Below are 12,068 nucleotides of genomic sequence, written 5' to 3' on the forward strand. Positions count from 1 at the left end.
TGCCAAACATTTCGCATTGGAGAGAATCGCATGTCCGGCACCTATGACGACAACAATATCTTCGCCAAAATTCTGCGCGGGGAAATCCCGTCCACCCGTGTATACGAAACGGACGATATCGTTGCTTTCATGGATGTGATGCCGCAAGGCACGGGCCATACGCTGGTCGTGCCGAAGGCACCGTCACGCAATCTCCTCGATGCCAAACCGGAAACCCTCGCGAACGCTGTGCAAGTAGTGCAGAAAATCGCGCAAGCCGTGCAGAAGGCGTTCAATGCCGATGGCGTAACCGTCATGCAGTTCAACGAACCGGCATCCGGCCAGACCGTTTATCATCTGCATTTCCATGTGATCCCACGCTTTGAAGGCGTAGCGCTCAAGCCTCATACCGGACAGATGGAAGACACCGCAGTTCTTTCAGCAAACGCTGAAAAGATCCGTGCAGCACTCTGATATTAATCGCACTTTCAAAGTGTAAGCAGACCGATTACCAGCAGGATTTCCGCAACCAGCACGCCAACGAGCAATCGCTTGCCCGTAACGAGAAAAGCGGCAAATCCTGCTGCAGCAGACCCCGCGCGCAGCCAGACCGGCGAATTGGCCAGTTCGCCATTTGGATAGAGAATAAGCTGCGCGATAACACCCGCAACGAGAGCCGTTGCGACGCAGCGCACGAGAACGAGAAATTCTGAATCCTCGCGTATACGCCCGCCAACCAGCACCCCCATCACACGGAACAGATAGGTTGGAAGCGCTCCGGCCAGCAGAATAAACAGAAACGGCCACCACCAGTTCGAAAAACTATCCCAGTTCATTCAACTGCTCCCACCGATACGCGATGCATCCGGTGAAAACCGAAAGCTATCAGCCCGCCGAGAACTCCCGTAATCAGCAGGTCATATCCCGGAGCCAGATGATGAAATATGGGAAACAGAACTATCCCGGAAATCATCGCAACCTGCCCTGCCCGCTCTCTGGCTGAACGCCAGAGCGAGGTCAGAAAGTACATCGGCGTCAGCAAAAACAGCGCGGCGAAAACAATTGGCGGAAAAGACGTCGATAACGAATAGACGACGGCGACAACAATCGCATTGGTTCCCACCAGAACCATACCGATTCCCGCAAAATAGCTGGTGCGCATATCACGCGGGATCTTGCGTAACTCTTCCATGGCCATGACCCAGGCAGTGACAGCAACGAAATGACACAGAGCTGCAAGCGTCAGTTTCCGCGTTTTCGGCCCCTGCAACTCGGGAAGCAAGGCTACCACCATTGGCATCAGGCGCACTGAAGACAGGCCAACTGCGAGCGCTGTGGCGGGCAAAGCCGCACCTGCGCTGATCGCGCCGATCAACACCACTTTCGCTGGAAGCGCCCAGATGGTCAGCGTCATGAAGACTGCCTGAACAGCGGTAATACCGCTTTCGATCGCCAATCCTGCAAAACCGATAAACGAACTCATCAGCAAAAGAGCCGGAATACTGCAAATGCGCGTACAACCGCGCAAGAACCATCGTATGTGACGACGGTCTTCTAGATTTTGCTCTGGATGATCGGAATGAATCGGTGGCATGGAGGCACGTTAGAGCAACGTCCGAGCAAGTTGCACCCGGTTTCTATCGTTCAGGTCGGAAAACCTCAATTTTCACGCATTACCTTCGCATGCCCGTAAAAAAACGGCCCTCCAAGAGGGCCGTTTCCGGTCTTGATTATTTCTTTCGTGGCACTTTCGGTACCGACGATTTTGCGGGCGAAGCCTTTGAAGAGGCTTTAGATGTCGGCTCGACCTTGCCTGCCAGCACCTTTTCTTTCTCAGCCTTCTTCGGCGTAGCCTTTTTGCGCTGTGGCAGCTTCTTTTCAGCCGGAATGTCCTTCTTCGGACTTACCGGCTTATCAGCCACACTTTCAAGCGAAAGATCAGTCTTTCCGTCCGGCTTGGTCACGACATCCACACGAACCGTGCCGCCATGCTTGAGTTTTCCGAAGAGCACTTCATCGGCCAGTGGCTTCTTGATGTGCTCCTGGATAACGCGGGCAAGCGGACGTGCACCCATGCGCTCATCATAGCCCTTGTCAGCAAGCCAGGCGATTGCACCCTCGGTCAGTTCAAAGGTCACACCTCGTTCAGCAAGCTGTGCCTCAAGCTGAAGCACAAACTTCTGCACAACCTGATGAATGACAGGAACAGGCAGCGGACCGAACGGAATGATCGCATCGAGACGGTTGCGGAACTCCGGCGTGAACAGCCGGTTGATCGCTTCCATATCGTCGCCTTCACGCCGAGTGGAACCGAAGCCGATTGCCGCCCTTGCCATATCCGACGCACCGGCATTGGTGGTCATGATCAAAATCACATTGCGGAAATCGATCTTCTTGCCGTTGTGATCGGTCAGCGAACCGTGATCCATCACCTGCAACAAAATGTTGAACAGATCCGGATGAGCCTTCTCGATTTCATCGAGCAGCAGCACGCAATGCGGATGCTGATCCACACCATCTGTCAGAAGGCCGCCCTGATCAAAGCCGACATAGCCAGGAGGCGCACCGATGAGTCGCGATACGGTATGGCGTTCCATATATTCCGACATATCGAAACGCAGAAGCTCCACGCCGAGCGAGCTCGCCAGCTGTTTAGCCACTTCCGTCTTACCGACGCCGGTCGGGCCGGAGAACAGGTAGGAGCCGATTGGCTTGTCAGGTTCACGCAAGCCAGCACGCGCGAGCTTGATCGAGGCCGACAGCGCTTCAATAGCCAGATCCTGACCGTAGACAACGCGCTTCAGCTCAGCATCAAGATGCGACAGAACCTGTTCGTCATCCTTCGATACGGACTTCGGCGGGATACGGGCCATCGTTGCGATTGTCGCCTCGATTTCCTTTACACCGATGGTCTTCTTGCGTTTGTTCTCAGGCAACAGCATCTGACTGGCGCCAGTTTCGTCAATCACATCGATTGCCTTGTCCGGCAATTTGCGATCCGAAATATAACGCGCGGACAATTCCACTGCCGTCTTGATAGCATCGACCGTGTACTTGACCTTATGGAAGTCCTCGAAATAAGGCTTCAGCCCTTTCATGATTTCAATCGCATCCGGGATCGAAGGCTCATTGACATCGATCTTCTGGAAACGACGCACCAAGGCACGGTCCTTCTCGAAGAACTGACGATATTCCTTATAGGTGGTCGAGCCGATGCAACGGATGGCACCTGAAGAAAGCGCGGGCTTCAACAGGTTCGATGCGTCCATTGCACCACCTGACGTAGCGCCAGCACCAATGACGGTGTGAATCTCATCGATGAACAAGACCGCACCCGGATACTCTTCGAGTTCCTTGACGACCTGCTTCAGACGTTCTTCGAAATCACCGCGATAACGCGTGCCAGCCAGAAGCGTGCCCATGTCGAGCGAAAAGATCGTTGCATCGGCAAGCGCCTCTGGCACTTGTCCTTCGACGATTCGCTTGGCAAGACCTTCGGCAATGGCGGTTTTGCCGACGCCGGGATCCCCCACATAAAGCGGGTTATTCTTCGAACGGCGGCAAAGCACCTGGATGGTACGGCTGATTTCGCTGTCGCGACCGATCAGCGGATCGATACGACCAGCTTTGGCCTTTTCATTCAGATTGACGCAATAGGCGGACAGCGCGTCCTGCTTTTTCTTGGCGCTTTCTTCCTGCTCAGTGCTTGTCCGCTCTTCGCTTGCGCTCTCTGCGCCACGCGGTGGGCGGGTTTCGCTACTTTGCGGGCGTTTTGAAATACCGTGCGAGATGTAGTTCACAGCATCGTAACGGGTCATCTGCTGCTCTTGGAGGAAATAAGCAGCATGGCTTTCCCGTTCCGCAAAGATGGCGACCAGTACATTTGCACCGGTCACTTCCTCACGATTCGAGGACTGCACATGGATGACCGCACGCTGAATGACGCGCTGGAAAGCGGCAGTTGGTTTGGAATCCTCATCATAACCCGTAACAAGGTTATCAAGTTCGCGATCAACATAATCGGTGACGATACGTTTGAGATGCTCAAGGTCGACGCTGCAGGCACGCATCACTGCGCCCGCATCCTGATCGTCGATCAAGGCAAGCAAAAGATGTTCGAGCGTCGCATATTCGTGATGCCGCTCGTTTGCTATTGTGAGGGCTTGATGCAGGGCCCTTTCAAGGCTTGGGGAGAACGATGGCATATGACCTCACTTTTTCTCCATCACGCATTGCAGCGGATGCTGGTTTTGGCGGGCGAAATCCATGACCTGGCTGACTTTGGTTTCGGCGACTTCGTATGTAAATACGCCGCACTCGCCGACCCCGTGATTGTGAACATGCAACATGATGCGCGTGGCATCATCCTGGTTCTTCTGAAAGAACCGTTGCAGGACATGAACGACGAACTCCATGGGTGTGTAGTCGTCGTTGAGGAGCAGGACACGATAAAGGCTGGGCTTCTTGGTCTTCGGCTGTGTACGCGTGACCACAACGGTGCCGTTTTCCGGACCATTTCCGCCGTCAGTCTTGCTTTGCATGACTATTTCAAGATGCCTCATGAAACCTATTACCCGGATGCCCATCTGCCTGACCCAACTTGCCCTATTATGTAGGTCGTCATGTGGTGATTTTAAGCCCTTCATTGGCACTTGCAACCGGGACTTATTGCAATAACGAGGCTTGACACAGTTATATGGTGTCGTCCGAACGATAGGCCTTGGCGCGCCAACGCTATGTAAAATAGCCGGGGCATTTCAGGCCACTTAAATATAAGCCAAAATAATTGGGTCTAAAAAATACCACCCTATAGGTGGCGGAATACAAATTGCCGTTTCGGCAACGCGAAATAAATACTAATTTTGGTCCATAATCTAAAAATTAATAAAAGCATTTTGCATAAGAATAGAAATTATCTTTTTAAAACCTACTCGTTTCAAATAAGCTGCTTTCCCTCTTCCACCCATATAAGGCAGCAGCAAAACTAAACTCGCGCAAGCGAGTTTTTTTGTTTTTGGACACAGCTCCCTTCTCACCGATGCCGAAGCCACATTTCAATGACACATCTGCGTGAGTGACCGAAACGATCGTATTTTGATCGGCTGCAGCACTACGGCCATCTCAATTTTTTTCCAAAATTTATGAACAACGCAGTTACCATAAACGGATTGGTAACGCTGATGGCAGTAGGATTACCGAATTAGACGCTGTGTGCCTTTTGTGTCGCAGTTTAAAAAATCCGGGATACAGGTAGGTCATCATCGTGCGTACCGCATTTAGTAAAGTCGCATATGCCTTGAAAAGAGCGGCGCAAGCCACCCTTCTCCTTGCAGTTGTAACGGGGTGTTCTACAGCTTCGACAACAATACCGGCAATAGCGGCAAGCGACAGATATGCAGCTATCGTAATCGATGCAAATACCGGCAAAACGCTTTTTGCGTCGAATGCGGATGCCCAGCGCTATCCTGCCTCTCTTACGAAAATGATGACCCTGTATATGCTGTTTGAGGCAATACAGGCCGGCCGCATGAACAAGGACACACGTATCCCGGTGTCCTCTTATGCTGCCGCACGCCCGCCTACAAAAATTGGATTCCGTCCGGGACAAAGCATTCGCGCTGAAGATGCCGCGCTTGCCATGATCACGAAATCAGCGAACGACGTGGCAACTGCTGTTGGTGAATATCTCGGCGGCTCCGAAGAACGATTCGCCCAGATGATGACCTCCAAAGCACGTCGCCTGGGCATGCGCAGCACGACATTCCGTAACGCATCCGGCTTGCCGAACATGGCACAGCACACGACTGCACGCGACATGGCAATCCTCAGTATTGCGCTTCGCCAGCATTTTCCGAATGAATTCTCCTATTTCTCGCGTCGTAGTTTCGTTTTCCGCGGACAAACTATCAACGGTCACAATCGTTTGCTCGGTCGCGTTGAAGGCGTGGATGGCATCAAGACCGGCTACACCAACGCGTCTGGCTACAATCTGGCCTCCTCAGTCAGCCTGGATGGTCGTAGGCTCGTAGCTGTCGTTATGGGTGGCAATACCGGTGCAAGCCGCGATGCCCATATGGCTCAGCTCATCCGCAAATATCTCCCGATGGCAACACGCAGCCGTAACGCGGCACCGCTGGTCGCAATGCGTAACGACGCACCGCAGGTTGTTGCTTCGATAGATCTTCCCAAGGCCAAGAATGCACCGGTTCCAGTAACGCGTCAGGTTGCCGCTGTGGAAGATGTCATCAACAACGAAAGCGGTGAAGGCGACAGCGACCAACCACAGGTTCTGGCGCTTGCAGCGCCGACCGCGCGTCCGGCTGCTCTTGCCGCACAGGCCGCCATCCGCCCGACACCGAAAGCCGCAGTCCCGTCTGCGCAAGCGCAGGATGTCGACCCGGTCACCACCGCTTCCGCACCTGTTGCGGGCGGCTGGGCGATCCAGATCGGCTCTTTGCCGAGTGAGGGCCAGGCGCGGGATATGCTGGCCAAGGCTTCAGCAACGGCAGGCGGCACCTTGCGCGCAGCCTCACCCTATACCGAGACGTTCAACAAGGGCAGCGCAACTTTCTACCGCGCACGCTTTGTCGGCTTCTCCTCCAAGCAGGCTGCTTGGGATGCATGCACATCGCTGAAGAAGAAAAACTTCGGCTGCTATGCAGTCGCGAACTAATCGATTGCGAGGGGCTTTGCCCCCTCGTTGCCAGCTTCAAACCCGAATTTGTAGTGCGTAGAGGGTTTCGAGATGTCAAATATGAGAGAAACTTTCGGCCAGCCGCCGTTCAAAAGCGCTGACTGGACACACGATGAAGGCAAGACTTCAGCGTTTGGTGCATTGTTCTCTGTGCAAGGGCTTAAACAGGCTGCACTGCGAATTGCTGATACGCGGCGTGGCGTCGGCTTTCAGACCAAAGATCTGGTCGGATTGCTTGTCTGCCATGCGGCGCGCAACAAGCGGTTGGTGCAGCCGCGAGCTTCCATGCGTATGACCTTGCCGGTCAATTTTGATAGAGTTTCTGTACGCCTGACGATAGAAAATTGATCAACTGACATATGAAATGAAAAAGGCCTGCCGGTTATCCGGCGGGCCTTTTTTTAGAGCGCATCTTATCCGAAAACTGTGAAATGGTTTTCGGATAAGATGCGCGTTAAAATAGGTAATTAGAGCGCCGATCTGATTCTATCAGATCGAAGCGTGCTCAAATGAATACATCGCCTTCAAAGTAAACCCAGCGCAGCCAGTTCCTGACGCAATTCCGCCGGCAAGGCAGCCCTGCCCGCTTTTCCGGCTGCCTCGTCACGCGGCACTTCATTCTCTTTCAAATAGCGCCACCCCTGAAAGGCCCGACGCGGCTGCCACTCGGTCGGAATAACCTTGGCTTCGAGAACAAGGTGGCAACGATTGATGCCTTCGTTATCCGTAAACGGACGGACATCCAATAGACGCTGACGGCATTGGACGTTGCCTTTGATAACCCAGTAGAGCGAACCGCCTTCCAGCAATTCATCGATTCGTTTTGGCACCATTCTCGTGGTGTGAAACTGCTCCGGCACAAGGCCTGCCGCACGCTGTTCCGCAAGACGGAAGTCGATCCATGCTGCCAGATCTTCGATACTGTCACAGCCGACGCAAAGTTTGACGAGATTGAGAGCCATATGGGTGATTTATCCAAGACGAATGCGAGCTTCAAGCCTGAAGAATGGCATTCTATCCAGAATTGCTAATCAACAGGCGACCACGTTAACGGCAAGACCGCCCTGACTGGTTTCCTTGTAGCGCTCGCTCATATCGTGACCAGTCTGGCGCATCGTCTCGATACAGGCGTCGAGCGGCACAAAATGCTTGCCATCGCCCTTTACGGCAAGTGACGCCGCTGTCACCGCCTTCACAGCACCAAGCGCATTGCGCTCGATACACGGCACCTGCACAAGCCCCGCAACCGGGTCGCAAGTCATGCCAAGATGATGTTCCAGTGCAATTTCAGCGGCATTTTCAATCTGCTCCGGCGAACCACCCAGAACAGCAGCAAGTCCGGCGGCAGCCATAGCCGATGCTGACCCCACTTCGCCCTGACAACCGACCTCGGCACCTGAAATCGATGCATTGTGCTTGACGATACCGCCAATAGCAGCAGACGTCAGAAGGAAATCGCGGATGCCTTTCTCATCGGCATCATCATGAAAATGCAGATAATAGCGCAGAACTGCCGGCACCACACCCGCAGCGCCATTCGTCGGCGCGGTCACAACCCTGCCACCGGAAGCATTTTCCTCATTGACGGCCATGGCATAGACAGACAGCCAGTCATTCGCAAGAAGCGGGTTGCTGCGATTGTTACGCCAATCGTCCTGAAGCTTATCATGAATCATCCGGGCGCGACGGCGAACACCCAAACCGCCGGGCATGACGCCATCACGGCTCAATCCGCGTTCGATACAGCCGCGCATGGCTCCCCAAATGCGATCAAGACCGCTATCCAGATCCTCGCGTGCCATATGCTTTTCTTCATTGGCCCGCTTCATTTCCGCAATTGACAGCCCGCTATCGTGAGCCATTTCAAGCATTTCGGCAGCACTGCGGAACGGAAACGGCACGTCAGCCTTGTCGTCCTGCTTCGCACCGCTGCGCTGCACGCGGCTCAGCTCTTCTTCGGTCACGACAAAGCCGCCACCGATTGAAAAATATGCCCGACGCAGCAGGAGGTTGTCATCAGCATCGAAAGCGGAAAAAGCCATACCGTTGGCATGTCCCGGCAAAGGCGTCTTCCGATCCAGTACAAGATCGACCTTCGGGTCGAAATGATAGGCTGGATGCCCGTCAGGATTCACCTTCTTCTCAGCAAAAACCCTCTCGACTTCAGCGTCCATGATATCAGGGTCGATCGTATCGGGCAGATAACCGCAGAGCCCCAGAATAACGGCCCGATCTGTCGCATGTCCAACGCCGGTATAAGCCAGCGAGCCATGCAGGCTTGCCTTCAAACGGTGAATTTTCGAATGCGCCGGCCTCGGCCAGTTTCCGCCGATAACTTCGTTGAGAAACATGCGCGCAGCCGTCATCGGGCCCATCGTATGCGAACTGGAAGGCCCAATGCCAATCTTGTAAAGATCGAAAACCGACAGAAACATTCCACACCTTCTACAGCCCGTCACGCGGCTGATTGATTCCTGATCGCAGCATCGCCCGCGATTTGCTCGATCGTCTATTTTAGACAAACTTCGGCAAAAAGTCGCTAACGCGCAAACTGCGCATCCCTATTAGATAATGTAGGAAAGGATCAACGCAAACGGAATGCCGAAATGCGGCATCAATTTTCCGGAATACGTAACTCCGTCTAACTTCTAAACGGAGAACAGATAGGCCATGAGAATGACAGCAGCGAGACCAACGACTGCCCAAAGCGTAACGCCCCAGCAGGATTTTTGAACGGTTTCGTCCATGGAGATTTTGGCAACCTTGTTGTGCAACTCTTTTACACAGCATTCTTCACAACGCTGTTACCAACCATATAGCTTCGTGATTACCAGAACGCAACGACGAAAAACGGCCGAATTGCGGCGACAGTTTTTCGAAGTCTAACACGCCATTCCAGAACCGATTATTTATCAATAAGTTACCGACAACTAACCTTAATAAAAGCTTTAAAGTGGCGGCAGAAATGCGGCATCAGGGTTGAGGCAGAAGCATATCTGTTTTTCCCGCCAACCAATAAGCGGTGAGCCCAACCCATTCACGCATGGCTACGCTGAACCGCGACAGCGCTTCATTTGGAGATTCAAGATAGAGGGCAAAACGTTCGCTGGCGCGCGTTTTATAATCTACAGGCCACGCAACAACATCGAAGTCCGCTTTGCGAAAACAACCAACGGATCGAGGCATATGATATGCCGAAGTGACCAGAAGCCAAGTTTCACCCGGCTTCGGCTGGGCCAATGCCTTCGAGAAAACCGCATTCTCCACAGTGTTGCGAGACTTGTTCTCATAAATATAGCGCTCGCCGGAAAAGCCGAGATCGATCAACATCTTCCGTGTGCTATCTGCTTCTTTGGCGGATTCTTCAAAAAAGGCACCGTCACCACCGGAGACAATGACTTTAGCGTTCGGATATAGCCTTGCCAGCCGCATTGCTTCAAAAATGCGGTCAGCAGCACTATTCAGCTCGAAACCTTTGCGCCCTGCATTGATCTCACCGTTCATATAGCCACCAAGCACGACTATTCCGTCCACGCGTTGCGGCATTTCATCGGGCTTTGCGAAACGGTCTTCCAATGGAGCAAGCAAGACAGCGCCCAGTGTCGTAAAGGCCGCAAAAAACAAAATGATCATCGACAACCCCAGCATACTCATACTGAATCGACGAAAGCCACGCCACATGGCGAGAAAAGCAAGCAGGACGAGAACGAAGATGATCGTGAGAGGTTGAAAAAACAGCCAAAAAATCTTCGAAAGACTATAAAACAACCAAGCTCTCCAATATGAGGCGCCCTGCCCGCATCTATGCCAGCACGAATCCGTGTGCGCCCGCATACTATAGTGTTGCAAAAGGCTGTGTTAGAGATTTGCCTGGAATCAAAACCGCCGGACATTGTTATCCAGCCGGAAGGAACCATGTCTAATATCACGACTCAGGGTACCGCAGCATCTTCCTCTCGTGTTCGCCTCGGGCGCATTGATATTGCACGTGGGATCGCGCTGATCGCTATGGCGATCTACCATTTCGGCTGGGACCTTGAGTTCTTCGGCTACATGGCTCCCGCCACGACCGCACAAGGGGGCTGGAAGCTTTTCGCTCGCTGTATCGCGTCAAGCTTCCTGTTTCTCGTCGGCTTCAGCCTAGTCCTAGCGCATGGCAACGGCATTCGCTGGAAGCCTATGGGGAAACGGCTTGCCCAGATCGTTGCCGCTGCTGCCGCGATTTCAGCCGTCACATGGTATATGTCGCCAGACAGCTTCATCTTCTTCGGCATCCTGCATCAAATCGCACTGGCAAGTGTGCTCGGTCTTCTTTTTGTACGCCTGCCCGCGCTTGTAACATTGGCCGTTGCGGCATTTGTCATCAGCGCTCCGCTCTATGCCCGCGCCGACATTTTCAACCATCCTGTATTGAGCTGGGTCGGTCTTTCAACCGTGATGCCGCGCTCGAATGATTACGTGCCGCTGTTTCCTTGGTTCGGGGCTGTTCTCATCGGCATAGCAGGTGCGCGCATTTTTCAGCGCTTCGGCTGGCTTCAACTATTGGCTGGTGGAATCAAACCACAGTTTCTGGAAAAGCCTCTGACATTCATAGGCAGGCACAGCCTGGCTTTCTATCTCATTCATCAGCCGGTGTTGATCGCACTGGTTTATGCGTTCTCGCAACTGATGCCGCCGGCACAGCCAGCGCCGCGTGAAGCTTTCACACAATCCTGCGTGGCCGCATGCTTGCAGAATGGCAGCGACCAGCTATGTCAGCAATTCTGCGGCTGCGTCGTGACCGAACTGGACAAGGCTAAACTGTTCGATGATGTCTTCAGCGGCAAGATCGACCAGGAGAACAACAGCACGGTCGAGGATATCGCACAGATATGCTCTCCGGTGCCCGACGCTCCGCAGAACTGATCAGGTATTGACGCCGAGTTCGGCAAGACGCTCGATGCAGGACTCTTCGATCTGATCGAGTTCGCCGAGCGTTTCATCAATATCGCGCCGCTTCTGACGAAGGTCTCCACGCTTTTCTTCGATGCGCTTCATGAGCAACTTCAACTGTCCGGTCTCGCCGGGCGGTTCACGATACATCTGGATGATCTCGTGAATTTCGGCGATGGAAAATCCGAGCCTCTTGCCCCGCAGAATCTGCTTCAGGAGATGACGGTCGGCAGGACGAAACAGCCGCGTGCGACCGCGTCTCACAGGGGCAATCAAGCCTTCATCTTCGTAGAAGCGCAAAGTACGAGTTGAAATACCGAACTCGCGTGTCAGCTCTGTAATCGTATAATATTCGCGCACCACAACATTCCTGCCTTGTATCGAGCGGACCGGACTCTAAACCGAATTAGTTTAGAGCCTAACGTTGTGGTCCTGCATTTACGTAAAAGTCAACATTAAACCG

Annotated in this window: 12 protein-coding genes; 4 read left to right on the top strand and 8 right to left on the bottom strand. The window is 53.4% G+C overall.

Annotated elements, in window-relative coordinates; genetic code table 11:
* Window positions 1–30: 30 nt before the first annotated feature.
* On the top strand, window positions 31–453 hold the full coding sequence (locus CQZ93_RS07555; RefSeq protein ID WP_105542033.1) for an HIT family protein: 423 nt from the start codon (window positions 31–33) through the stop codon (window positions 451–453).
* Between the two features lie 14 nt (window positions 454–467).
* Here the strand turns inward: CQZ93_RS07555 and CQZ93_RS07560 are convergent, their stop codons facing one another.
* The 4 genes from CQZ93_RS07560 to clpS all read right to left on the bottom strand — a co-directional run bounded on the left by CQZ93_RS07560 (window position 468) and on the right by clpS (window position 4,520).
* Window positions 468–815, bottom strand: coding sequence for an AzlD domain-containing protein (locus CQZ93_RS07560; RefSeq protein ID WP_105542034.1), 348 nt, complete (start codon window positions 813–815; stop codon window positions 468–470).
* Window positions 812–1,462, bottom strand: a complete 651-nt coding sequence (locus CQZ93_RS07565; RefSeq protein ID WP_422616083.1) for an AzlC family ABC transporter permease — start codon at window positions 1,460–1,462, stop codon at window positions 812–814. The genes CQZ93_RS07560 and CQZ93_RS07565 overlap by 4 nt, the downstream gene beginning before the upstream one ends.
* A gap of 247 nt (window positions 1,463–1,709) precedes the next feature.
* Window positions 1,710–4,184: an ATP-dependent Clp protease ATP-binding subunit ClpA gene (gene clpA / locus CQZ93_RS07570; RefSeq protein WP_105542036.1), complete on the bottom strand. Its 2,475-nt coding sequence runs from the start codon at window positions 4,182–4,184 to the stop codon at window positions 1,710–1,712.
* 6 nt (window positions 4,185–4,190) lie between these two features.
* The gene (clpS, locus tag CQZ93_RS07575; RefSeq protein ID WP_061346484.1) at window positions 4,191–4,520 is read right to left on the bottom strand and encodes an ATP-dependent Clp protease adapter ClpS; all 330 of its coding nucleotides are present in this window, start codon (window positions 4,518–4,520) and stop codon (window positions 4,191–4,193) included.
* Window positions 4,521–5,242: 722 nt separating this feature from the next.
* Between clpS and CQZ93_RS07580 the strand changes: the two genes are divergently transcribed.
* Window positions 5,243–6,652, top strand: a complete 1,410-nt coding sequence (locus tag CQZ93_RS07580) for a D-alanyl-D-alanine carboxypeptidase family protein (protein WP_105542037.1) — start codon at window positions 5,243–5,245, stop codon at window positions 6,650–6,652.
* A 72-nt stretch (window positions 6,653–6,724) separates the two neighbouring features.
* Window positions 6,725–7,021, top strand: a complete 297-nt coding sequence (locus tag CQZ93_RS07585; protein WP_105542038.1) for a hypothetical protein — start codon at window positions 6,725–6,727, stop codon at window positions 7,019–7,021.
* A gap of 176 nt (window positions 7,022–7,197) precedes the next feature.
* Here CQZ93_RS07585 and CQZ93_RS07590 read toward each other — a convergent pair whose 3' ends face one another.
* The 3 genes from CQZ93_RS07590 to CQZ93_RS07600 all read right to left on the bottom strand — a co-directional run bounded on the left by CQZ93_RS07590 (window position 7,198) and on the right by CQZ93_RS07600 (window position 10,441).
* Window positions 7,198–7,635, bottom strand: coding sequence for a DUF1489 family protein (locus CQZ93_RS07590; protein WP_105542039.1), 438 nt, complete (start codon window positions 7,633–7,635; stop codon window positions 7,198–7,200).
* A 69-nt stretch (window positions 7,636–7,704) separates the two neighbouring features.
* Window positions 7,705–9,108 carry an L-serine ammonia-lyase gene (locus tag CQZ93_RS07595; protein ID WP_105542040.1) on the bottom strand — a complete coding sequence of 468 codons (1,404 nt, stop codon included), beginning with the start codon at window positions 9,106–9,108 and terminating at the stop codon, window positions 7,705–7,707.
* A gap of 538 nt (window positions 9,109–9,646) precedes the next feature.
* Window positions 9,647–10,441 (bottom strand): YdcF family protein, encoded by a 795-nt coding sequence (locus tag CQZ93_RS07600; RefSeq protein WP_105542041.1) that lies wholly within the window; start codon window positions 10,439–10,441, stop codon window positions 9,647–9,649.
* 147 nt (window positions 10,442–10,588) lie between these two features.
* Here CQZ93_RS07600 and CQZ93_RS07605 point away from each other — a divergent pair, with 147 nt between their 5' ends.
* A complete protein-coding gene (locus CQZ93_RS07605) occupies window positions 10,589–11,578 on the top strand; it encodes a heparan-alpha-glucosaminide N-acetyltransferase (protein WP_105542042.1) in 990 nt (329 codons plus the stop codon).
* On the opposite strand, the gene CQZ93_RS07610 is transcribed toward CQZ93_RS07605, so the two are convergent.
* Window positions 11,579–11,965, bottom strand: a complete 387-nt coding sequence (locus CQZ93_RS07610) for a MerR family transcriptional regulator (protein ID WP_105542043.1) — start codon at window positions 11,963–11,965, stop codon at window positions 11,579–11,581.
* Window positions 11,966–12,068 lie beyond the last annotated feature (103 nt).

It is taken from the genome of Ochrobactrum vermis (assembly GCF_002975205.1).
Taxonomy (GTDB): domain Bacteria; phylum Pseudomonadota; class Alphaproteobacteria; order Rhizobiales; family Rhizobiaceae; genus Brucella; species Brucella vermis.